Below are 23,026 nucleotides of genomic sequence, written 5' to 3'. Positions count from 1 at the left end.
ACTAGATTCTAAACTTGAATCTCGAACATCGTTCGGCAATCGTAAAATTCCCAGTTGAAAGAGAAGTTTCTAATGAAAGACTGCCCTTATGATCGATCGTTATAGCCACCCAGAGATTTCCGCCATCTGGGAATTAGAGAACAAATTTAAAATTTGGACAGATATTGAAATTTATGCCTGCGAGGCACGTGCCAACCGAGGAGAGGTTCCCAAAGAAGACCTCGAAACCATCAAACAAAAGGCAAAATTCAATGTAGATGAAATTCTAGAAATAGAATCTAAGGTCCACCATGATGTGATTGCTTATTTGACAAACCTGAATTCTTATATTGGGCCTGCTGGCCGTCATGTTCACTTCGGTTTAACTTCCAGTGACGTAGGAGACACAGCCCTTTGCGTACAAATGGTCCAAGCAATGGACCTTCTCATCCAAAGAACCGAAACACTTTTACAAACAACAAAAGAAAAAGCAAAAGAGTACAAAGACCTTCCTTGTATCGGACGTTCTCATGGAATCCATGCAGAGCCAATGACTTTAGGATTAAAGTTTGCTCTCTTCTTTGCTGAGATGACACGTAACTTAGAACGGATGAAAGATGCGCGCGAACAAATTGCGGTAGGTAAATTGTCCGGGGCAGTGGGAACTTATTCCAATATTGACTTAGAAATTGAAGAATATGTTTTAAATAAACTTGGCCTGAAAGTCGATCCGATTGCAACACAAGTGATCTCACGCGATCGGCATGCATATTATATGTCGGTTCTTGGTGTTGTGGCTGCGAGTTTAGATCGTATGGCAACGGAAATTCGCCTCTTACAAAAAACTGAAGGCCGAGAAGTAGAAGAGCCATTTGCTAAAGGCCAAAAAGGATCTTCTGCTATGCCTCACAAACGTAATCCCGTTGTCTGTGAACGTATTTCTGGAATCTCCAGAGTCATTCGTTCTAACGTAAACGTCGGATTACAAAACGTGGGACTTTGGCATGAAAGAGATATTTCTCATTCCTCTGCCGAACGAATTGTTCTTCCAGATTCCACCATTGCCCTTGATTACATTTTAGAAAAAATGAACTTTGTGCTGAAGGGACTTCATGTGTATCCTGATGCCACAGAACGTACGTTAAACGTAACTCGTGGTCTGATTTTTTCTCAAAAAGTTTTGTTATGGCTGATTGAAAAAGGTGGGATTTCTAGGGAAGATGCCTACCTCATCGTCCAAGAAAATGCAATGGCAGTCTGGGGTGACCAATCCAAAAATCTTCGTGATCTTTTGAAACAAGATCCAAGATGTTCGGCAATCCTAAAGGATAGTGATTTGGATGAAATATTTCAAATCAAACCTTACTTGGAACGGATTCCTCTTATTTTTAAACGATTAGGGATTATTGATTAGGATTCCAAAATTCACAAGATCATTAACGGACGTTAAGCGAATTAAAATTTGATTCCCAAGAAAACCTATGGACCACTAATTTAGTCTATAGGTTTTCTTGTATTATGATCATTGGCATATTTACCTTTAAGTTTCATGCTTTGTTGATTTTATATGGAGTAGATGCTGCTGCGAGATAGACGCAATGCGCACAGTCGCCAAAATTCTCTGCGTAATCGCTAGAGGTAGGCGTTAATTACAGCACAAGTGGGAAATAAGCGTAATGCAATTAACCACGCAAATGGGGCTAATAGACGCAAAAGTTGGCAATTATCGTTCTATGTGCGTTTGTTTGTCTACATACGTTTATAGTTCTAAAATCTTCAATCCAAACCAAAGATTTAAAAATAAGAGAATTAGTATATGTTTGCAATTGGATAAAGAAGGTGAGGCGAAATAACGAATCAAAATAATTACAATAGATAGATCAAGGACAACAATGTTCGATTAAAAATGATATGCCACGAACTGTAACCCTAGCTGTTAAAAAAAACTTAAATATAAATTCTATTTTAATCTTCAGTTATGATTTCCCAACCCCACTTCCAACCATTGGATTAAATCTTTCAACATCTCTCGATTGATACTATGGCCTTCTTCATATTCTTGATAATGAGGATGGACGCCTATCGATTCTAAATATCCTTTTACGGACCTAGCAAACTCAACGGACAAAACTCGATCATTTGTACCATGAGAAATAAATATCTTTTTAGTTAGAACCTTCTCTGAGATGTTTACTTGTGCTTTGTTTTCTTCCAACAATCGCCCACTCAGCGCAATGATTCCCTTGATTCTTTCAGGATACAATAGACCAATGGAATAAGACATGATGGCACCTTGACTAAATCCACCAATCCAAACATTCGATTCATCAAATTTGTAATTCAGCTTTAGAAAATCTAAAAATTGAAGCAGAAGCCTCCGACTTTCTTTTTCTTGTTCTAAATTAATTTTCGGTTGGCCAGTCGTGAATAACACTTCATACCACCCAAAACTATTTCTACCTAAAGTCAAAGGACCTCGAACAGATACTATAAGTAAGGATTCGGGAAGATAGTTCGTTAAGGAAAAAAGGTCTTCTTCGTTACTACCCACTCCATGTAACAAAAGTAACAATGGAGGGTTTTCACTAGGAGCCTTGGGCTCTCTTACTAAAAATTCTAAAGGTTTCTCCATAAGTTTCCTTATCCTTGTTATGACTTCGAATACAGTTTAACTGAAGTCATGGTCAATGCACCAGCGACTGGTTTATCGTTAAAAAAAGAAACCGAATCTGAACTCAGTTTCGCTCCCAAGATATATAACAATGGTAAATAATGTTCGGCAGTAGGAATGGCCCATTCAAATTCTTTCCCATGATTTCGAATTTGGATTAGTGATTCGTAATCTTCTTTATTGATCCAGTCTTTCACTTTTTGATTCACATTAAGTGCCCAATCAAACCCATACACTTCGTTCAAGCGATCCCAGGCCACCATACGCAAGTTATGTACAATATTTCCACTAGCAATAATAAGAATTCCTTGATTACGTAGCGGCGTTAATTCTTTTGCTAATTGAAAGTGTTGTTCGGAAGAACTTTTATAGTCCATACTCAACTGAACAATCGGAATGTCTGCCTTAGGATAAATATGTTTGATCACACTCCAAGCTCCATGATCCAAACCCCATTCGTAATCTAATTTTACATTTTGAGATTTCACCATTGACTGAATCAGTTTTGCTAATTCTGGACTACCTGGCGCCGGGTATTGTACATCAAACAAAGCCTTTGGAAAACCACCAAAATCATGTATGGTGGGAGGGTTTTCCATAGCAGTCACAAAGGTTCCATCCGTTACCCAGTGAGCCGATATACAAAGAATGGCCTTTGGTTTCGGAATCGTGTTTGCGAGGTACCGCAACCCATCCACAAATTCATTTTCTTCGATTGCATTCATTGGGCTTCCGTGGCCCAAAAAATACGAAGGCATAATCGTATCGGAAGATGGAAAGACACTCAAATTCTCTTTGGTTTCTGTCTGGTTCATACGGTTCCTTGGAGTTTCTGACTGACTCCAATCCCTCTATTTCAATAGTTTAATATCAAACTACTTATTGTCAACCTATTTCGGGATGCTCTTGGATTTTTATCAATTGGCTTTTAGACATTCTCGTCCTTCTTCCTATGTCCAAAATGCCTATTGAAGTATATTTTATCCAAATTGGATTTCGGTATCTGTCTTTGTTATTTTTTGCCATTACCACCGGAGCTATTTGGGAACGAAAAATACGTTAAAAAGAAATACAAAACAATGAGAAAGAAATAACTTTGCCACAAGGTATTTTTTATATCTTCTAAACTTTAGCGATCTTTGTTCAAATTCGGCAGTTTTTATGAAAATGAGCTTAATCAATTAGAACAACAAAAGGAAAAACGCCTTCTTCGGGTTATTGAAACGAAATATGGAAAACCAAAAGAAAATTGAATTCATACTCAACGAACTAATAGCGAATCATAAAACATCCGAAATTCCAAAGTATTTCTCGAAAGACTATGTTGTGCATACATCAAAAAAAGATTACAGTGGGCATAAGATCATCATAAAATGGAGTAAAGATTTACATAATTTTTTCTCAGATTTAAAAGTAGTGAAAATTCAATTCCTTGTTTATACGGATGAGTTCATTGTTTGGAAAAGAACTCTACGAGGAAAAATCAAACCTTCAAAAAACAAAAATCTAAAGCCAGGTAAATTAATCAAATGGGACGAAATGATAGTTTCTAAATTCAAAAACGGTTTAATCATTGAAGAGTGGAATAACTCAGAATTTCTTGGAGCTCTCATTTCCAAACCCAAATGAAAAAGATACTTTATTCGTTAGTCAAATTATCTTTTTCGTATTTCCTAATTTCTTCCGCTTACATTATCTCCACTGGACTTGTTGAAGAAAAAGAAATGAAATCCCATACAGCCTTAGTCCTCGGAAACAAAGTAGAGTTAAATGGATTACCATCAGATCGGTTGAAAGCTAGATTGGATCGAACCGTATATCTTTATCAATCAAATCTGATTCAGAAAATTATTGTATCTGGAGGAATGGGAAAAGAAGGTTTTGATGAAGCAAAAGTGATGAAAGACTATTTAATCAATCAAGGAATTGATTCTAATCATATCATAGAAGACAACCAAGGCTACACAACAGAAAAATCAGCAAATAACCTAAAGGCCATCTTAGGTTCGAATTTTGATGAATCGATACTCATCATTTCCCAATACTACCATCTACCAGGAGCGAAGTTTCTTTTGAAAAAAGCCGGGTTTCTCAACGTAAAAACATCTTATGCAAGGTATGTGGAAATCCGTGATTTGTATTCAATTTTTAGAGAAACGATAGCTTTGCCATTGGTGGTAATGGCTAGGTCGCAAAACCTTTGATTCACTACACTCAAACAGCTGCTATTTGTTTTTCCGATACTAAATTGTATTTTAATTTGATTAAATCAATTTTTTCTTCCATAGACTTCCATAAAGAATCTTTTTCCGGATGGAAAGTACAAAGCACACCTTGTCTCACCAAATCAATGATCTCATCGATAGAAAAATCCAAAAAGCGATAGAGTTTAAAAAATTCGTAAGTTAAATTTACGTTAAAGATATCAGGGTCATCTGTATTGATACACAACATAAGTCCCTGGTCATAATAATAACGAACCGGATGGTTTTGTTCCTTACGAACATATTTTCCAGTAAAAACATTGGAAGTCACACAAATCTCAATAGGAATTCTGTTTTCCTTCATATAACGAACCAGTTCAGGATCTTGGATGGCAGAAGTTCCGTGCCCAATTCTTTCCGCCTTACAAAGGTTTACCGCATCCCAAATCGCCCAAGGGCCATCGTCTTCGCCGGAGTGAGCCACACATCGCAAACCAGACTCACGTGCAACTTTAAACACTTCGGAATAATCTTTTGCAGGACCCATAAGTTCCGCCCCACCAAGACCAATTCCAATCACTTCTTTCTGTTTTAATCCCAAAACTCTCTTGAGATTGTTCATCGCATTCTCTGGACCAAAGGAACGAGAAACGTCAACTAGCAAGCGTATGGTGATTCCATCTTTAACTTCGATTTGACGAATACGATTTACCATCACTTCCACCATTTCATCAAAGTCTAATCCATTTTGAATGAACTTAGATGGAGCAAAAAAAGCTTCGCAATAGATAATGTTATTAGAACGCAAATATTCAGCCAAACTATCGATAAAATATCCCAAGTCAGATGCTTCTTTCACCGAACCTTGGACAAAAAAGAAAACCTGAATGAAACCATTTAGATCTTTGAAATTGTATTTATCTTCAAACTCTTTATCTGTGACCTCGATGCCGTTCTTTTTGTACAAAAACTTCAATGTCTCTTTGTTCACACAAGCTTCTAAGTGTAGGTGCACTTCGGTTTTTGGAATTTCACGAATGAAATTGATGACGTCCTGCTCATTAGGATGAGGAACCGACAAATCCCCTGCAAGTAATGATCTCCGTTCTTTGAGAACAGACGACTCTACTGACGGTTCCAACCCCTCTTTGGAAAGTAACCAAAGGGGCGGATGGAGGATCGGGAGTTCCATCAAAGAAACCCTTTCGTTTAACAGAGTATTGATTTGTTTATCAAATGTAAGTTGGATGGTTGGCGAGTACGGTCTGTCAGCTGGCAGGCGGCTCTTTAGGCGGTTGAGCTCTGCAATGTCTCGGTCAATGACAGCAATACGATTTAAAATCTCAGAAAAAGGAACTTCCATGTTCCAGGAAAGAATGCTGAATTTCCTGGGTATCTACAAGTAGATTTTTAAAGCCTAAGTGAAAATCCCTATTTAGGTTTGAAAAATCTCGTCGATAGGAAGTTTGGGGGCGGAAAAGACTGGAAATTTTTTCTGAATTATGTCGTATAAATGAATATGCTCACATCTCGCAAAACCTTCCTACCGTTTGCACTTCCTTCGATTTCTGAGGATGCTATTGAAGAAGTGGCCCAAGTTCTAAGGTCTGGATGGGTCACCTCAGGCCCCAAAGTCAAACAGTTCGAGATGGAGTTTAGCGACTTTGTGGGGAGTAAAGAAACCATTGCCGTCAATTCGGCGACCGCAGGTCTCCACCTAGCTTTAGAAGCGATCGGACTCACCTCCGAAGATGCCGCCATTACCAGTGCGGTCACATTCACAGCCACCACCGAAGTCATTTGTTATTTTGGGGCGGAACCCATTCTCACCGATGTAGATCCAATCCACAATTTGATGACCCCAACTACCTTACGGGAAACGATCGAATCTAAGTGCAAATGGAACGGTAAAGAACTCAAAAGTAAAAAATCTGGCAAACAAATCAAAGCCATCTTACCCGTACATTTGGCCGGTTATACCTGCGATATGGAAGGTCTTTTGGCAATTGCAAAAGAGTATAATTTATACGTAATCGAAGATGCAGCCCACGCTTTCCCCGCAGTCCATAAAGACAAAATGATCGGAACCTGGGGTGACTTCACTGTATTTAGTTTTTATGCTACTAAAGGAATTACCACAGGAGAAGGCGGAATGGTTACCACTTCTCATAAAGAGGCAGCAGAACGAATTCGCAAAATGCGACTTCATGGGATTAACCGTGATGCATTTAACAGGCCTGGTTGGTATTACGAAGTGGTAGATGCAGGTTTCAAATACAATATGACTGACATCGCTGCCGCATTAGGTGTTGTGCAATTAAAAGAATCTCATAGATTTTGGGAGCGCAGGACTGAGATTGCAAAACATTATAACCAAGAATTTAGTTCTTTAAAAGGAATCAAACTTCCGAAAGAAGACTCCAACGGACTTCATAGTTGGCACCTCTATCGTATTGAATTGGATCCAAAAATTGCCAAGGTAGGACGAGATAGTTTTGTTGAAGAATTAAAAGAAAAAAATATTGGCACAAGCTTACACTTCATTCCTATCTTCGAACATCCCTATTATAAGAAGACATTCCAATACAACAGAAAAGAATATCCGAACGCATGCCAAATGTATGATAGATCCATTTCTCTTCCTTTGTTTGCTGGTATGAGCGAGTCCGATGAAAAAGATGTAATTGATGCCGTAAAAGGTATTTTAGGTTAATCGATATTAGTTGATATTTTGTGCGGTTCGGTTTTGATAAAACTCCGAATCGTACAACTTAAGTAAATCCACCAAACCTAAAATAAATTCTGTATCCGTACCATCCGCCTTTCTGCGAATCCAAAATCCAACAACTTCCTTTACCACTTGAGCATCTATGGTTTCATCCCCTTTTCTATAAACAAAACGAGAAGACTCTTCTGGATCTTCATTATCCGTGAAGGCAGGATAAAGAAATAAAATAAATCGATCTAAGTAAAAGGGATCTAACCTGTCTTCTTCCACTAACAATAAATAACGGTCAGCCTCTTTTCGAAAAAATCTTGGATTTGAATCTAGTTTTTGGTAGACAATAAAAAATTCACGAGCCGTGCTTCGAATCAAACTTTCATAAATTGGTAAAGTTATCTTGTATAATGATGGATTTGTTTTTGCAGGAATGAGAAATTCTCGTAGTTTCAAAGGAAATTCTGGATTGTAATGTCCAAATTCAGTAGGAGAATTCAATTCTAGGTAGTATTTAGTGTGAGGGCCGGATTCGAAAATTTGGATCCCTAAATACTCGGAAAGTTTTTTAAAACTAAGAACTGTTTGGACTTTGCAATAAATTTTGTGATAGGAAATTTCTTTTTCACAATACAATCCCAATTTCGGAAATTGAATCCAAGTGGTGTCTACTAATTCCTGAAATTTACTTTCACGTTCGAACGTTTTGTCTACGAACAGGGAATCACTTCTTTGTCCGTAGTCAGAACAGGCAAATAAAAAGAAAACGGATATTTTACTTAATTTTGTAAGTAATTTCAGCAGGTAAGTTTTCCCATTCCGAGTTGGCATCCTTACGAAAGTATACCGGAGAATTTGAAGATTTGGAATTCAAACTTTGGAATAAAATCAAGTCAGACTCTTTTTTTTCAAAATATCGTTTGTCCGTATTACTTCCAAGACCTAAATCTGCTATAGGAATCCAACCATAACTCAAAAGAAAAATGGATAAGGAATCTTGCATCGACTTCGGCTTTCCTTTTTCAAACCGAATCATTCGAAATGGCTGCATAGGGACTCCAATTTCTTTCATTTTATCTTTAAAGTCATTTATACTAATGCTCGTTTGGCGTGCTTGATAGATGGCATCCAGATAATCCCTAGGTAAAAGTTTTTGTTCCTCACTAAGTTTTTCATAAAAAGCAGTTACATCCCCTGGATAGGTTGCTTCTTTATCCAAATACTCATCGGTTACATAATACTTAATGAATTGGTTTTTGGAAGAAAATTTATATTTAACAGTTTGTTCTCCAGGCAAATCTTCAATCGATAACTTTTTCATTTGGACTCGATTCCTTTGAATGAAAGTCGGCTGGTAGGTTGGATCGGAAAATTTAACAGATCGAATTCTTTGTTGTTCATTCGATGGTGGATGAAGGATCGCAATTTGTGCTTTTGACAAAGAAACAGAATCAAGTTTGAATTTTAATGTCACTTCTAAATTGTATTCCTCTTCGCCAGAAGCAATAAAACGTTCTGTTTCTACGAAGGGAATGTTTTTGATTTCTTTATTTTCCCTATCTACAACCCAAAGTTTTGATCCACTGAGCAAAACACCACGAATGGAACGAAGGTTTGTTTTAATCGATCCTGTAATTTTTCCTGTTTTAGTATCATAACGGTAGATACTATTATCTGCCGAGTCTGAAATCCATAAAGAATCTCTACCATAACAGATGTCACGTGGTCTAGTCCGATCCGTAAAAAATCCGCCAATCAAAAGTGAAGTGGATTGATCATAAATTTGAACTTTTCCAGAATCCAAATCTAACATGTAATAATAATTTCCGACACTGGCAATCCCTGCAACATTGGAAAGGGGGATCTGAATTTTGTCTGTAATCCCGCCGGAATTGGGATCTAGTTTCAAAATCTGTTTCGGTGCCACTACAAGAAGTTTGCCTTCACGAGCATCAAAACTAATGCCTCGAAGGTTTGCTAAACCTAAGTTAAAGATCTCTTGTTCTCCAATTTCATTGATTTTGATAATCGCACGACGATTGGTATCGATGTACCAAAAATTGATGCCATCCCAAGCAAGACCATAAGCTTTCTCTGTAAGTTTGTATTCCTTACTTTCCTGAGCCAATAGTCCAAAGGAAAAAAAAGTTAATAATAATAAAATACGAATCATGAATCCAACCCAAAGTTATGTGTTATCAGACGAAAAATATCTATAAGTAAAGAGGAATCTTCAAATTCTGAACCCAAGATAATCGGTTTCGGAACAAAAATGATTAGGAATGTTACTAACATCGCAGCTCCAAAGTAAAAACGAAATTTTCCAATTCCCGATGCTGAATCACGTATGAAAGGGTGTTCGATCTTCACAACATAGTAGATGATAAAACCCCAAAGTAACCAAGTAAAATGAATCAGAGCAAAAATTAAAAAAAATACAAACAAACGATGAATCCAATTGCGATATTTTTCACCAAACATAGAATAAATGACATGACCTCCATCCAACTGCCCAAAGGGAAGTAGGTTTACTGCTGTGATCAAAAGACCTACCCATCCTGCTTTGGCGAGTGGATGCGCTTGTATATCCATCGTTGAAAGATCAATGGGCCCAAGGATCCACTGGGTTGTAAAATATGTGAAAAGACTATCTCCAAAAAACAAAAAACCAGATCGATCAAAATCTGGCGGTATTTCAATCACTTTGGACAAACTAATACCAACTAACCAAGCAATGACGGAAAGGATTAAACTTGCGGTGGGTCCTCCAATTCCAATGTCGAATAAAACTTTTTTATCAGGAATTTGTTGTTTGATTTGGATTACAGCTCCCATGGTTCCAATCGGCCCCACAGGTAAAGGAATGAAATAAGGCAATGTAGCCTTAACACCATAATGTCTTGCGGGTAAATAATGCCCCATTTCATGTGCAAATAAAATGAATAACAAAGAAACCGAATAAGGCCAGTTCTCAAAAAACATAAGTTTATAATTCTCTAATGTTTGAGGCACTTGAGGATTGAGAAATATATCAGAATAAGTCAAAGTAAAAAAAGTAAGAATGAATAAAAGAATGTGTATTGTTTTTTTTGATTCCAAAGTCGGAACAACCTAGAAATTTATTTATACTCGAAAGAATATAGAAGTTAACTATAGAAGCAATTAGAAACCTGATTAGTATAAGAAATTTAGAAGGGTCTATGCGATCTGAACTTAATTCAGATCCAAGTCTAACCCGGTACCATTTGGTAAAACTGTGTCAATTCCTTACGAATTCGGAAAGTTGATTCGCTTTTGCAGTCCCACCTAATGAAAATTTTCTTCCTCAAATGGGGACTTGGGATTCCATTGAACAAGTGAATTCTTTGTACAGAACCTCAAGCCTTTACTCTTTTAAATCTTTCCCAACTCTTGGAAAAGTTGACTAGTCTAATCAGTAATTTTAAAACCAATTAATCAATGTTTGAAAATATAAAAATTATCAAAAAATTTGACCCGGCGGCAAAATCCTATTTGGAAATTGTTCTTTGTTACCCGGGACTACATGCCCTTTGGCTCCATAAATTTGCTCATTTACTCTATAAACTTCGATTGCCCATCATCCCGAGACTAATCAATTACATTAGTCGGTTTTTGACAGGAATTGACATTCATCCTGGAGCCAAAATTGCCCCAGGTGTCTTTATCGATCACGGCTCTGGAGTTGTGATTGGGGAAACCGCAATTGTAGGCAGCGGCTCTCTGATTTTTCAAGGTGTAACCCTTGGGGGAACAGGAAAAGAATCTGGAAAACGTCACCCTACGATTGGTAAAAATGTAGTGATCGGAGCTGGAGCCAAGGTTCTTGGAAACATAACTGTCGAAGACCATGTTCGAGTTGGTGCTGGATCCGTTGTTATGCGAAATGTTCCAGCGGGTTGTACCGTGGTAGGAATTCCAGGTAAGGTTGTGAAAGCCGGTGACACTGCATCTGATAGCGTAGAACAAATGTTAGAGCACAATCAAATGCCAGATCCAATTGCCAAAGTTTTTTCTGTTCTATTGGAAAAAGTGGAAACCCAACAACAACTCATTAACAAACTATACGAAAAACAACAACGGTTAGAAAAATCTTCTATAGATGCTCCGGAAGATGATCGATTCATTCAAGAATTTATTCATGGAGATGGAATTTAAAATTCTTTTAAAAGTTCTGTTTTTTTGCTGTTGTATTCTTCATCTGTAATGAGTTTGTTTTTTCTCATTTCCTCTAATGCTTTTAGTTTTTCTGGAACTGACTTCCATTGTTCTACTGGTGCGATGATTTCTTCCTCTTTGGGATACCGATAGAGAGGGGGATTGGGAATCAGTTCTGGAATCTGGTAAACAACTACATTTCCATAAATTGCATTTTTGACTGCAAACTTATCTTTATATAGACTCATCTGTTGTTTATCTCGTAGCCAAAGTTCTGGTCTGTAAATTGGTTTGATTAAGGAAGGATGAAAAATCACCCAGTCTTCAAACGAATACTGTGTTTGGAAACTGATATTGGTATTGATTTCATGAAATAATAAAACCAAACCATCTTCTGTACCTAAGATATAAAAACTTGTTTTTAAAATTTTGACATTTGGTGAGAGGATGTCATCTAACTTAAATATACACAAATAGACTTTAGGTTCTTTGTTTGTAACTATCTTCTCAGCAAACTTTTGTATTTCAGGAAGGTAACTTTCTGGAATCAGAACATCCCATTCTTCATAAGCCAGGACACCACGTTTGTATTGGATGGATTTTAATACTCTAGGCAACTCGGCTAAATTTTTTGAATTTATATTAAGTTTAGAAATTTCAGTCGGGAAAATTTTTCGCCACTCCTCTTCCTCCACTTCAAAAAATGCTAAAGAGGCAGAAGAATCAATGAGTTTGATTTTGCTTGAAAAACTGGAGCAACCAAAGATAAAAAAAATAAGAATCAAAACGAAGAATTTTTTTGAACTTGCCGTTAATGAATTTATGAATACACTGAAGACCGTGGTTCGGTTTTTAATTTTTTTATTAGCCTTTGTTTTTATCTCTGGTGAAAAATGGAATGCACAGTCCATGCCACAATTTCAGATGAAGGACCAATATGGGCAATCGTATTCTGACAGTTCTGTAAAAGGAAAACCAGTAGTACTCATGGGATGTTTTCTCCGCGATCTGGAAATCTGCCGCAAACAAGGTCGAAAACTCTATTGGAAAATGCAAAATCTGCTTTGGAAAGATAGTTCAAAAGTCCAATTTCTTCTTTATTTGGATTTTCAAGAAACCAACAAACTTGTAGAGGATTACCTAGAAGAATCCAAAACTAAACAATATGAAAGTATTCTTTTGGATCGCAAAGGATACCTCTCCGTTGGTCTAACCAAAGGCGAATCCTACTTACGAATATTTAATAAATCGGGAAAATTGATTTCTTCATCCCATCAGGAACAAATGGATGAAGATCTCATCCAAGAAATATATGGCATTCTTAAAAAAGAAATATAACTTACAAAATTATTTATTATGTACACTAATCTTCGTTAGTGTTTCTAATTGTTTTCAAAAAAATAAAAACTATTATCAGTTTTGGAAAGGGTATGACCACCTACAACGTTCCATCAAATCCACTTCAAAAAACGAAATATATTTTGCAGCCCTTGCAGGTAGTCTCAGCGAAGAGAACGAATCCCAATTTCAAAAAACTCCTGAAGGTTATCCCTTCCTTTCCCTCTCAGGTAGCATTGACAACCAACAGAATTGGAATCTGCATTGGAACGAACCAGAGCCACCTAAATATGATTATTTGGCAAAAGTTACCTTCGTTCCAAAACTTTGGGAAGAACGAGAAATTTATGCCGTTGAAAAGAAGACCATTCATAAATTAAACGGATACCAACCGCGCGATTTTTTCAAATGGTTCCATGATTTCGCATTGGCGATCAATGACCACAACGCTTATCAATCCTTAAAATCAACTTCTCAAAACTTACAGTTTCTTTGCAGTGCTATGTTATGCCATGTAACGGAAAATGCGGAATGGCATACATTAGAATTTACAATCAACGAGGAAACCAAAAGTAGATTTCCAGGCTTCTACCAACGCACAGGATCTCGCTTAGAGAAGACAAAGTTAAACATTGAGGTCTGGGATAAATCCAACCCAACGCATAAATTTAAGATCACAAACCAAGGTAAAACAATTCAATTTCATTTTCCCATTAATCCACCTGCGGATTATTTTCTTTTTCCAAAGGAGATTCGTTTTTTAGGTGATATTGAAATTCGATCTTTTGGTATCACCGTGAAAATCAACAACTTGGAGTATAAATTAAAAACTAGTTTTGAAAATCAAACAGATATTCTAAGCGGAAATTTTGTACGAATTGGAAAAAAGGAAATTAACGGAAGTTTTTTCTATATCATCCCACAAGGCTTTGTAAACTTTTTTATCCCAGGCAACATGGATGAGTACTTTAATGATTTTTTTACCCTACTCATCCAAGGAAGCCAAGGAAGAGGAGGCTCTCAAATTCACGCAACATTTAGAAAAACACCGCGAGGACAAATCAATACAATTACTACATACAACGAAACCAAACGAAAACGTTTTTCTTTGTTTGGTGGTGATGATTCTCAAAAAGCTAGCAATGATTTTGATTTTTTTGTCGCATGGGAAGAGGCTATGTTACAAGATTTAAAATAATCTAAAAGATATAGGTCGCAAATATTTTATAATATCTTGCTATTGAAGAGTTATATTTTATAGATTTCTCTGTGCAGATTAAAGATGATCAGGAATTGATAAAATTTCTTAGTAGGTCTTTTCCTTCTTCCGATCCAAACGATTCTGGATGGAACTGTACACCTTCGATTTTTAAAGTTTTATGCCTTAGTCCCATAATTTCCCCCTTCCCCTCACCAGAAGAAACTCGGGCTGTAATTTCCAAATCCTTTGGCAGCAAAGTTTCTTTTGCAACTAATGAATGATAACGCATAATTTCTATTCCTTGTGTGAGGCCTTGGAAAACACCTCTTCCATCATGTTCAATGGGAGAAAGTTTTCCATGCATTGCCACATTGGCACGAACCACTTCCCCACCAAAGACTGTTGCCATACCTTGCATGCCGAGGCAAATTCCAAGTATCGGAGTGGTTTTACCCAACTCTCTTAGAATGTCAGCACTCACTCCAAAGTAAGCCGGATCTGCGGGATGGCCCGGGCCTGGAGAAATAATAATTTTATCATAGTTAGCTGATTGAATCACTTCAAAAGATTTTTCGTCATTTCGAATCACATCTAGTTGGAAGGGTTCTTCCCTTTCTTCTAATATTTCGCCTACAATTTGGTAGAGATTGAATGTAAAAGAATCGTAATTATCGAGGATGAGTACTTTCATATTGGTGTAATTTTTCCTTCGGTTTTTATTTGTTTCTCAATTGGTTTGGGCATTTTTGTTTAAGATTTTTTATGTAAATCGAGAGCTTTGCGAACAGAGGCCATTTTATTAATGATCTCTTGGTATTCATCTTCCGGTTTGGAATCAAAAACAATTCCACCGGATGCCCGAACAAATCCTTTGTTCCCATTCACAAAAAAACTACGAATCGGAATCGCAAAAGTACAATCTCCATTCAAACCAAAACTTCCCACAGCACCACCATAAGGACCTCGTGGTGACTTTTCAATGCGTTCAATGATTTTCATCGATTCAATTTTTGGTGCACCAGAAAGTGTTCCCGCTGGAAATGAGGAAGCAAGTCCCGAAAACATATCTTCTTTAGAAGAAAGAATTCCTACCACTTCGCTCGAGATATGTTGCACGTGAGAAAATCTTTTTACATCAAATCGCCTTCGCACTTTGACCGTTCCAAACTTTGCTACGCGTCCTACATCGTTCCGGTGAAGGTCGATGAGCATATTATGTTCTGCAATTTCCTTAGGATCGGTGAGAAGTTTTCTTGCAAGGAGAGTATCTTCTTTTGCATCAACTCCACGTTTGGTGGTTCCTGCCAACGGAAAGGATTCCATTTCTCCTTGTCGCAATCGAAAGAGTAATTCTGGACTCGCACCTAAAATAGCACGAGATCCAAATTTTACATAATACATATGGGGAGAGGGATTGATCTCCCGTAATGTTTCATAAATTGCCAATGGATTTCCATCCACTTGGTAAATTTCTTCGAATCCAATTTGGCATTGGAAGGTGTTTCCTGCTTTCACTTCTTCTAAAGCTTCTTCCACCATTTGTTTATGAACTTCTTTGGATAAACCTGGTTGCAGGAGAGAAACTTTGGCTTCTGGTTTCTCTGATTTTTGATTTACTGCAAGTTTCAGAATTTGGTTCACTTCTTCGATACGGTTGGTTCCATTATCAAAATAAATCAACTCACCTGTAAATTTATCGTAAATGAGTCCATCCAAATACAAACCGAAAATCATCGCAGGAAAATCAGGGTGTGGTTCTAGTTTTAATTTTGGTTCAAAGAATTGCATACTTTGATAACCCAAATAACCAACAAATCCTCCCGCATAACTAATGCTTAGCGAATTGTAATCAGTCAGTTCCCTGAGAGCATAGTATGGGTTTTCAACAGAGTATTTTTTTCCATCAATTTCTAAAACACCAGTCTCTCCCACAAGAAGATGGGAAGGTTGGAAACCCATAACCGAATAACGAGAGTCGTATTGGTTGTCCCCTGCCGATTCTAGTAAAAAACAATTCTCATATTTTGTCTCAACCACCCGAAAGAGTTCCCAAAACTCGATTCCTTCCGGCAATAGTAATGAAGTATAATTGGGTTTTTTGGGGATCTTGATTTTCGGAAGTGTTTGGCTCATAAAAAACTCTGTATTAGGTACCAAGATTCATTTTTGAATCTTTTTATGAAATAAAAAAGGCAGGAGCCGGATTCCGGAACCTGCCTTTCGTGCTATTGTTTTGAATCCGTTCTTATTTTAAGTTTTGGTTCGCAAAGTCCCAGTTTACTAGATTCCAGAATGTTTCCACATATTTTGGTCTGGCATTACGGAAATCGATATAGTAAGCATGTTCCCAAACGTCGATTGTAAGCAAAGATTGGAGTCCATCTTTTAAAGGGCTACCGGCATTGCTTGTATTCACGATTTCTACTCCGTCACCTTTTTTTACGAGCCAGGTCCATCCAGATCCAAAGTTAGTAATTGCCGATTGCGAAAACTTTTCTTTGAAAACATCAAAAGAACCAAAAGACTTTGTGATAAGATCTGCAACAGCGCCTGTAGGAGCTCCGCCGCCTTTTGGGGAAAGGGAATGCCAGTAAAAAGTATGGTTCCAAATCTGAGCTGCGTTATTAAAAATTCCGCCGGAAGATTTTTGTACGATTTCCTCAAGACTAGCGTTTTCAAATTCAGTACCTTTGATTAGGTTGTTAAGGTTTGTAACGTAAGTTTGGTGGTGTTTTCCGTAGTGAAACTCGAGAGTTTCTGCAGAAATATGGGGCGCAAGGGCATCCTTTGCATAAGGAAGTTCTGGGAGTTTATGTTCCATGGTGGGTGTCTCCTGATGGATTCAAGTGTATTTGTATTTTGTATCTAGTATGGATCGCAAAAGCAAATCGTAAACTAAAAAAGTAGAATGGTTCTAAGCATTCCCTCTATCAATTTCGACTGACTGTAGAACGAACTGTCTTTAATAAATTTAAAATTTCTGAATGTAAAACTCCATTAGAAGCCACTAATTCAGGAAGTCCGGTATAATAATGGACTCCATTCAAGTCAGTCAATTTCCCACCGGCTTCCGCTAAAATTACAGAAATGGCAGAAACGTCCCAATGTTTGACTGTTTTTTCCCAAATGGCATCCATCACACCTTCGGCGATAAAACATGCATCCAAAACAAAGGAACCTGTCCTACGAAAGGAACGTGCATAGGTTAAAAAACCAGAAAGATCAGCCATAATTTCTTGGATCATATGGGCTCGTTTTGTCGGAAGGTTGGGAGAAAAAATGGCCCGGTTTAATTCTGAAATTGTGGAGGTATGAATTTGTTCCCCATTTTTATAAGCGCCCTCTCCCATCACTGCTGAGTAAACAGATTCTTGAGGAGGAACAATCACCACTCCACCGACAGGTGTTTCTCTATGTTCTAAACCAAAGGAAATAGCATATAAAGGAAGCCCACGAACAAAATTCATAGAGCCATCCACGGGATCTAAGATCCACTTAAAATCGCCACCATCAATGGTTGGTTTGTCTTCGCAAATGATACCATCTTTTGGAAATGATTTTTGCAAAAATCGAATCAGAATATCACCTAACTTACCATCAGCGGCATCAATTCGTTCCTTTTCGTGCGCATCAGTCTCTGATCGGATGGATGAAACTTCTCGTTGGATCTTTTTTGCTTCATGGATAATTCCCATAGCATTTGCTTTTACGTATTCGATCCGTTTGATGGTTTCATCTACGGGGAAATTAATGGTTGGTGAAGATATGCCCATATGACCTGCTACTTAATTATCGGATGATTTCGGAATGACTTTCCACAAAATATTCCCAGACTTCGACTGAGTTCTTTCTACTTCGAATAAAGAAAGGTATTCATGGTATTTCTTTAAAGTTTCATCCGGAATTCCCGCATCTGTTTCCGTTAGAATCGGATAAAAGTTTTTGAACTGTTGGATGGTTTTTGGCAAACTAGGGATTAAAAATCTTAGAGATAGAGACAAATAGTCTATTCCAATGGGACTGTAGATCCTTCCTAATTTCCAAACCTCAGCATTGATTCCTAATTCTTCACGAATTGTAGATTCAGTTTCCGAAAAGTCAATTTCATCAAAAATTTCGGAAAACTTACGAATGGGTTTGTGGTCATCATTTTCTGATTCTACACGAAACACCCCACCTTGAAATCTTTTTGCTTCAAAATCAATAATATCCTCTCCGTCTTCTTTCGTGGAATGGAGGTGAATGATTTTGGTTTGAAAGTACAACCTGTCCGTAAGGATAGATGGAGTCATATTTTGAGAACCAGGTTTTTTAATCTCTTCTGACTTTGCTCCACCCAAATACAACATATCCACCGAAAATACATATAAAAACCGAGAAGAACCAAATAACATGGGTCTTACAAAAAACAATTTTCCTGTCTCTCTTTTGGGCCGAGGTTCTGGTAATAAACAAGTTCCCTCAATAGCTTCAGGAATGTATTTTAGAATTGTATGTACAAAATCTTTAATATCACCAAACTCTGGTTGTGTGACAGAAGTTCCCGAAATTACAAATTTTTCTGGAAATTGAATATAAGGTGAATGCAGATTATCTACAAAAATTTCACCAAGTTTATTTTTTGCGGATGTTTCGCTTAGAATTCGATTGATTGATTTATAATCTTGTATTCTCATTTTCTATTTTCAAATAACAGATTTCTATTTTGGAATTCTTCTGATTTTATAACCAAAGGGTTTCAAAATGGAAAGTCCAGCCAACTTGTAACGATTCGAATGGTTCATCGTAATTTCATAATCATATTGTTTTCCTTCACGGTGGTGGCGTTCAATGCTCGCACCCAGAAAACTAAATCGAACACCTGCTTCTTTTAATATCTTTCGGTATAAAAGGATAAAACTTTCAGGAGTTAAAGAAGTTCCTACATAATAGACTTTCCCTTTACCATAAGTATTGACAGAGATGGCCGGTTTTCCCGAATAAAACTTTTTTGAATCCTTGCATCGTGCGATCACTTTGGCGGTTGTAGGCTCTAAAATTTCACAAAACTTAGACCCTTTGAGTGGTAAAATTCCCATCCGAATTCCCACTTTGTCTGTAGCCGGTGCCTCAAATTGAAATACTTCCACACCCGCCATCTCGGAAAAAACACCTGGAACCGGTTCTTCTACCATCCAATGGTCTTTGTCCTTAATTCCAGCTCGGTATCCGAGAACCAAAGTTCCCCCATTTGCCACATAGGCTTTTAGTTTATCCACAACGATTGGATCAAACATTGTATAAAGAGGAAGTGTGAGAACTCTGTACTGAGACCAATCATTCTCAGCACGAACTGGTAAGGAATGGGAATTTACATTTAGCACATTGGTTCCCGCAAACCAGGTAGCAAGTTCTATGTCATAACCCACTTGTGCGAAAGGAACAGGTGCAAATTTTAAACCATCACTCAAAGGTTGGTGTTTGTAATTACGAGAATTTTCGATATCATGTAGGATTGCCACCTCTGCCTTGTAAGGCGAACCTGCCACATCAAAGGCAAATTCTTTGATATCCTCGATGGTATCTTTTAGTTCAAAGTATTTGGCTGTTTTTCTTTTCCCATGATCCAAAATCCCATAACATAATTGTTCCTGACCAAAACGAGCTGTCCGATAACGAAAGAAATAAATTTGATTGGCACCATTCACAATGGCTTGTGTCAACCAAAGTCCAATTTGTCCAGGGGGAGGAAGATACCCTAAGGTATCATGGCCTTGTACTCCAGAGAACTGTTCCATCACAGTGTATGGTATGTTTTTTAATCCTCTTGAATACTGTTGGGTTGCTGTGACGAGTGGATGTGGGTATGGTTCTTGTTGGTTCCCCCAAACAGGATAATTGTCCCAAGACACATAGTCTAACTTAGAGAATAATTCCGACATATCCGTCACTGGTAAAAATGGTGAGGGATAAAGATTGGTAGTCAGTAGTTTGTTTTTACTATACTTTCGCAATATGTCCGCTTGGAAGTGAATATAGGATACAAGTTCATCCGACTGGAATCTATAGTAGTCTTGGATCATGGCAGGATTAAAATTACTAGCTACGTGGGCGGCGGGTAAGGGAATTTCACTCCAATCAGAATAAATAACTCCCCAAAATACATTCCCCCAACGTTTGTTAAGCGAATCTAATGTTTTGTATTTATTCTTTAGCCAAATTCGAAAATTTTTTAATGCCAAAGGGGAATAATCTACATCCGAACCTTCGTGCCCTGGTTCATTATCAATTTGCCAACCAACAACAGCAGGATGATTCCCAAAATGTTTTGCCATTGCAGTTACCATTCGTTCTGTTGCTTTTTTATAGGCAGGAGAAGAAAAACAAGCTTGGCGTCTTGTGCCAATTCCTCGAACAATTCCCTCTTTAGATACCTGAACAATTTCGGGAAATTTTTTGTACAACCAGGGCGGGAAGGTGGCTGTGGGAGTTCCTAAAATTGCAGTCATCCCGTGTTCTTGAATTTTTTTTAAAACTGCATCAAACAAAGAAAAGTCGAACTTACCTTCCTTCGGTTCCATGATTCCCCATGCGAATTCTGCAAGCCTTACCGAAGAAAGACCCATTTCTTTCATTATTTTTAGGTCTTCATCCCAGTCCTTAGGGTTCCATTGTTCGGGGTAATAACAGGCACCAAAGATCATATTTTTCCTTTTTGCGATTGCAGAATCTATCTTGTGACACAAACTGAATCAGAAAACACCCCTTTCAATCAAATAATGTCTGACAAAGTTATTTTAGGTATATCCAACTCCCATCACTATCGATTTACTCTAGTGAATCTCACAGAAACTGCGAAAGAAGCGATGTTTCTACATTCTCTTAACAAAGAAATGTCCGTATTCCTTTCCAAAACCATGATGGGTGCGTTGTTTCTCGCAGAGATGACAAAAAACCAACAAAAGGTTAGCATTCAATGGAAGGATGATTCCAATAAACAAGCATTAGCCTATAGTGATCGCTATGGAAAAATGAAATCTGTGGCCTATTCGGCAAACCTGGAAGAGGGTGATATCCGAAACGAATTTATATTAGGACAAGGAATTATGAAAGTGATTCGTTGGGACTTTGATTCTGATACATATCAGTCTTATACCAACCTCGTAGAAGATACTTTCGAAGTTAATTTTATAAAATACCTAACTGAGTCTGAACAAATCAAAGGTATTGTCGGGATGGAAGTTTCCCCTTTTGATTTTCCTGGAAATGATTTTTCTGCTAAGGGTTTGTTTTTTGAAGCCCTCCCCGATGCACCTGAAGATAGTTTTTTATTTTTAATTTCAAAAATCCAACCTTTGATTCAAAAAGAATCCTTTTGGGCTTTGGGTTTGGATGAAATGTTTCTATCTTTACAAACCGAAATTGGATCCGATTTAGAAATTTTAAGTAACGAAGCTCCTGAATTTTTATGCGATTGTTCTAGGCATAAGGTAGCTGACATCATTGCTTCCCTTGGCAAACAAGAAGCCGACTCTATCATTGATGAAATGGGAAAAATCGAAATCACGTGTGAGTTTTGTAGAACCGCTTATCAATTTAATTCCTTCGATGTGGAGAAGTTCTTTAACCAATGAAGGCAACTTTTCTCTCCCTGAGAGAATCGGAACTGAGTTCCCTATTTTTAAGTTTAGACCAGTTAGTAACCCAGTTTCTAAAGAAAGGTCAATTCCCGATTCTACTGCTTACTGGAGAAATGGGAGCTGGGAAAACTACTTTCATTCGGGAATGGTTTAGTCGATTTGAAACGGAAAGTTCAATTAACTCCCCTACCTTTTCTTTGTACAATATTTACGATTCGCCTAAGTTTCGTTTGTATCACTTTGATTTGTATCGAATCAAATTTCCAGAAGAACTTGATGAATTGGGGTTTGAAGAAATTTGGGGAAAAGACGGAGTTTCGGCAATCGAATGGTGGCAAATTGCAGAACCTTACTTACCAAAAACAAATCGAATTTTACTTTCCATCGAGTCTGATTCAATCGACTTTCGCTCTTATACTTTAGAATGGTCAGAAAACGAGATTCTATGAATATCCTATACTTCGACACTACGCAGGATTGGATCCAGGTTCTTGTTGGATCGTATCAGCCTGAGTCCTCCCTCCAAATTTTATCAAAACTAACTGAAACTACTCCAAAAGAATCATCTTACAAATTAGTAGAGATGATTCGGATTTCTCTCGAAGAGGCAAAAGTAAACAAACCCGAGCTCATAATTGTCACTACTGGACCTGGATCATTTACTGGGATTCGCATAACAGTAACTACAGCAAGAGACCTATCACAGTTATGGAAGATCCCGGTATTTGGAATAGATAGTTTGGAAGCTTATTTGGTAGGTTTACAAAGCCAAGGGTCTGAGGGGAAAACATCCCTGCTTTGTTTAGATGGTAAACAGGGGAAATATTACACTAAGTATTCTACCGGAATAGAACTTTCTGAATCCCTTGACCTTACTCCAGAATTGATCGAACTAAAGATTAAAAATACTGAATGGACACCTAACAATTGGTACTATACTGGAAATTTACCTAAGTTTTACCCAGAATCAGCGACAAAAATTGAAGCGACAAACTTGAATCTTTCGTCTATACTAGAGTATAGTTTGAAACAATACAACAAATCTGAACTAAATAAAAACGACTATTTATCTCTCCTGCCCAATTACATTCGCGGGACCTATGTAGATCACAAATGAAT

The 23,026-nt window shown here is 37.5% G+C and carries 23 protein-coding genes; 10 read left to right on the top strand and 13 right to left on the bottom strand.

All coding sequences use genetic code 11. The annotated features are described in order from the left end of the window. The first annotated feature begins 88 nt into the window (after positions 1–88). A complete protein-coding gene (purB, locus tag LEP1GSC199_RS08325; RefSeq protein WP_002980353.1) occupies positions 89–1,393 on the top strand; it encodes an adenylosuccinate lyase in 1,305 nt (434 codons plus the stop codon). 558 nt (positions 1,394–1,951) lie between these two features. On the opposite strand, the gene LEP1GSC199_RS08320 is transcribed toward purB, so the two are convergent. Both LEP1GSC199_RS08320 and ygiD read right to left on the bottom strand, forming a co-directional pair. Further along, positions 1,952–2,611 carry an alpha/beta hydrolase gene (locus LEP1GSC199_RS08320; protein ID WP_002980255.1) on the bottom strand — a complete coding sequence of 220 codons (660 nt, stop codon included), beginning with the start codon at positions 2,609–2,611 and terminating at the stop codon, positions 1,952–1,954. Between the two features lie 17 nt (positions 2,612–2,628). Next, positions 2,629–3,465 (bottom strand): 4,5-DOPA-extradiol-dioxygenase, encoded by an 837-nt coding sequence (ygiD, locus tag LEP1GSC199_RS08315; RefSeq protein ID WP_002980422.1) that lies wholly within the window; start codon positions 3,463–3,465, stop codon positions 2,629–2,631. Positions 3,466–3,880: 415 nt separating this feature from the next. Between ygiD and LEP1GSC199_RS08310 the strand changes: the two genes are divergently transcribed. Together LEP1GSC199_RS08310 and LEP1GSC199_RS08305 are read left to right on the top strand one after the other, a co-directional pair. Then, on the top strand, positions 3,881–4,279 hold the full coding sequence (locus tag LEP1GSC199_RS08310) for an ester cyclase (protein ID WP_002980367.1): 399 nt from the start codon (positions 3,881–3,883) through the stop codon (positions 4,277–4,279). Beyond that, on the top strand, positions 4,276–4,854 hold the full coding sequence (locus LEP1GSC199_RS08305) for a YdcF family protein (RefSeq protein WP_002980467.1): 579 nt from the start codon (positions 4,276–4,278) through the stop codon (positions 4,852–4,854). The genes LEP1GSC199_RS08310 and LEP1GSC199_RS08305 overlap by 4 nt, the downstream gene beginning before the upstream one ends. A 10-nt stretch (positions 4,855–4,864) precedes the next feature. Here LEP1GSC199_RS08305 and add read toward each other — a convergent pair whose 3' ends face one another. Then, a complete protein-coding gene (add, locus tag LEP1GSC199_RS08300; protein ID WP_002980322.1) occupies positions 4,865–6,217 on the bottom strand; it encodes an adenosine deaminase in 1,353 nt (450 codons plus the stop codon). A 156-nt stretch (positions 6,218–6,373) separates the two neighbouring features. On the opposite strand from add, the gene LEP1GSC199_RS08295 reads away from it, so the two are divergent. Beyond that, entirely contained in the window at positions 6,374–7,567 is a 1,194-nt protein-coding gene (locus LEP1GSC199_RS08295; RefSeq protein ID WP_002980408.1) for a DegT/DnrJ/EryC1/StrS family aminotransferase, read from the top strand. Between the two features lie 6 nt (positions 7,568–7,573). Here the strand turns inward: LEP1GSC199_RS08295 and LEP1GSC199_RS08290 are convergent, their stop codons facing one another. The 3 genes from LEP1GSC199_RS08290 to LEP1GSC199_RS08280 are packed head-to-tail and all read right to left on the bottom strand — an operon-like array spanning position 7,574 to position 10,672. Then, entirely contained in the window at positions 7,574–8,404 is an 831-nt protein-coding gene (locus LEP1GSC199_RS08290; protein WP_232420726.1) for a hypothetical protein, read from the bottom strand. Next, positions 8,349–9,746 carry an NHL repeat-containing protein gene (locus LEP1GSC199_RS08285; protein WP_002980247.1) on the bottom strand — a complete coding sequence of 466 codons (1,398 nt, stop codon included), beginning with the start codon at positions 9,744–9,746 and terminating at the stop codon, positions 8,349–8,351. The genes LEP1GSC199_RS08290 and LEP1GSC199_RS08285 overlap by 56 nt, the downstream gene beginning before the upstream one ends. Next, positions 9,743–10,672 carry a site-2 protease family protein gene (locus tag LEP1GSC199_RS08280; protein WP_002980379.1) on the bottom strand — a complete coding sequence of 310 codons (930 nt, stop codon included), beginning with the start codon at positions 10,670–10,672 and terminating at the stop codon, positions 9,743–9,745. Before LEP1GSC199_RS08280 ends, LEP1GSC199_RS08285 begins: the two co-directional genes overlap by 4 nt. Before the next feature lie 360 nt (positions 10,673–11,032). Between LEP1GSC199_RS08280 and cysE the strand changes: the two genes are divergently transcribed. Continuing rightward, complete coding sequence (gene cysE / locus LEP1GSC199_RS08275; RefSeq protein WP_002980374.1) at positions 11,033–11,749, top strand: serine O-acetyltransferase; 717 nt, start codon at positions 11,033–11,035, stop codon at positions 11,747–11,749. On the opposite strand, the gene LEP1GSC199_RS08270 is transcribed toward cysE, so the two are convergent. Further along, positions 11,746–12,534 (bottom strand): SHOCT domain-containing protein, encoded by a 789-nt coding sequence (locus LEP1GSC199_RS08270; RefSeq protein ID WP_002980471.1) that lies wholly within the window; start codon positions 12,532–12,534, stop codon positions 11,746–11,748. The two genes, cysE and LEP1GSC199_RS08270, sit on opposite strands and share 4 nt — an antisense overlap. 37 nt (positions 12,535–12,571) lie before the next feature. On the opposite strand from LEP1GSC199_RS08270, the gene LEP1GSC199_RS08265 reads away from it, so the two are divergent. Continuing rightward, positions 12,572–13,087 (top strand): TlpA family protein disulfide reductase, encoded by a 516-nt coding sequence (locus LEP1GSC199_RS08265; RefSeq protein WP_232420724.1) that lies wholly within the window; start codon positions 12,572–12,574, stop codon positions 13,085–13,087. After that, positions 13,062–14,285, top strand: coding sequence for an LIC10025 family lipoprotein (locus tag LEP1GSC199_RS08260; protein ID WP_002980270.1), 1,224 nt, complete (start codon positions 13,062–13,064; stop codon positions 14,283–14,285). Before LEP1GSC199_RS08265 ends, LEP1GSC199_RS08260 begins: the two co-directional genes overlap by 26 nt. Positions 14,286–14,373: 88 nt before the next feature. Here LEP1GSC199_RS08260 and LEP1GSC199_RS08255 read toward each other — a convergent pair whose 3' ends face one another. From LEP1GSC199_RS08255 to LEP1GSC199_RS08230, 6 genes are all read right to left on the bottom strand, one after another. Further along, a complete protein-coding gene (locus LEP1GSC199_RS08255) occupies positions 14,374–14,979 on the bottom strand; it encodes an anthranilate synthase component II (protein WP_002980436.1) in 606 nt (201 codons plus the stop codon). A gap of 59 nt (positions 14,980–15,038) precedes the next feature. Next, positions 15,039–16,421 carry an anthranilate synthase component I family protein gene (locus tag LEP1GSC199_RS08250; RefSeq protein WP_002980285.1) on the bottom strand — a complete coding sequence of 461 codons (1,383 nt, stop codon included), beginning with the start codon at positions 16,419–16,421 and terminating at the stop codon, positions 15,039–15,041. A gap of 112 nt (positions 16,422–16,533) precedes the next feature. Further along, a complete protein-coding gene (locus LEP1GSC199_RS08245) occupies positions 16,534–17,109 on the bottom strand; it encodes a superoxide dismutase (RefSeq protein WP_002980434.1) in 576 nt (191 codons plus the stop codon). A gap of 109 nt (positions 17,110–17,218) precedes the next feature. Continuing rightward, positions 17,219–18,061 (bottom strand): inositol monophosphatase family protein, encoded by an 843-nt coding sequence (locus tag LEP1GSC199_RS08240; protein ID WP_002980459.1) that lies wholly within the window; start codon positions 18,059–18,061, stop codon positions 17,219–17,221. A 12-nt stretch (positions 18,062–18,073) separates the two neighbouring features. Then, positions 18,074–18,964, bottom strand: coding sequence for an LIC_10030 family protein (locus tag LEP1GSC199_RS08235; protein ID WP_002980394.1), 891 nt, complete (start codon positions 18,962–18,964; stop codon positions 18,074–18,076). Positions 18,965–18,988: 24 nt separating this feature from the next. Further along, the gene (locus LEP1GSC199_RS08230; RefSeq protein ID WP_002980326.1) at positions 18,989–20,971 is read right to left on the bottom strand and encodes a beta-galactosidase; all 1,983 of its coding nucleotides are present in this window, start codon (positions 20,969–20,971) and stop codon (positions 18,989–18,991) included. 75 nt (positions 20,972–21,046) lie between these two features. On the opposite strand from LEP1GSC199_RS08230, the gene LEP1GSC199_RS08225 reads away from it, so the two are divergent. From LEP1GSC199_RS08225 to tsaB, 3 genes are read left to right on the top strand one after another with little or no spacing between them, the layout of a single operon-like run. Then, a complete protein-coding gene (locus tag LEP1GSC199_RS08225) occupies positions 21,047–21,901 on the top strand; it encodes an Hsp33 family molecular chaperone HslO (protein WP_039926392.1) in 855 nt (284 codons plus the stop codon). After that, positions 21,898–22,356, top strand: a complete 459-nt coding sequence (tsaE, locus tag LEP1GSC199_RS08220; protein WP_002980475.1) for a tRNA (adenosine(37)-N6)-threonylcarbamoyltransferase complex ATPase subunit type 1 TsaE — start codon at positions 21,898–21,900, stop codon at positions 22,354–22,356. The genes LEP1GSC199_RS08225 and tsaE overlap by 4 nt, the downstream gene beginning before the upstream one ends. After that, positions 22,353–23,024: a tRNA (adenosine(37)-N6)-threonylcarbamoyltransferase complex dimerization subunit type 1 TsaB gene (gene tsaB, locus LEP1GSC199_RS08215; protein WP_002980259.1), complete on the top strand. Its 672-nt coding sequence runs from the start codon at positions 22,353–22,355 to the stop codon at positions 23,022–23,024. Before tsaE ends, tsaB begins: the two co-directional genes overlap by 4 nt. Positions 23,025–23,026 lie beyond the last annotated feature (2 nt).

Source organism: Leptospira vanthielii serovar Holland str. Waz Holland = ATCC 700522 (assembly GCF_000332455.1).
Classification (GTDB): domain Bacteria; phylum Spirochaetota; class Leptospiria; order Leptospirales; family Leptospiraceae; genus Leptospira_A; species Leptospira_A vanthielii.
The sequence above is the reverse complement of the archived record's forward strand: the minus strand, read 5'-3'. Positions and strand labels throughout refer to the sequence as shown.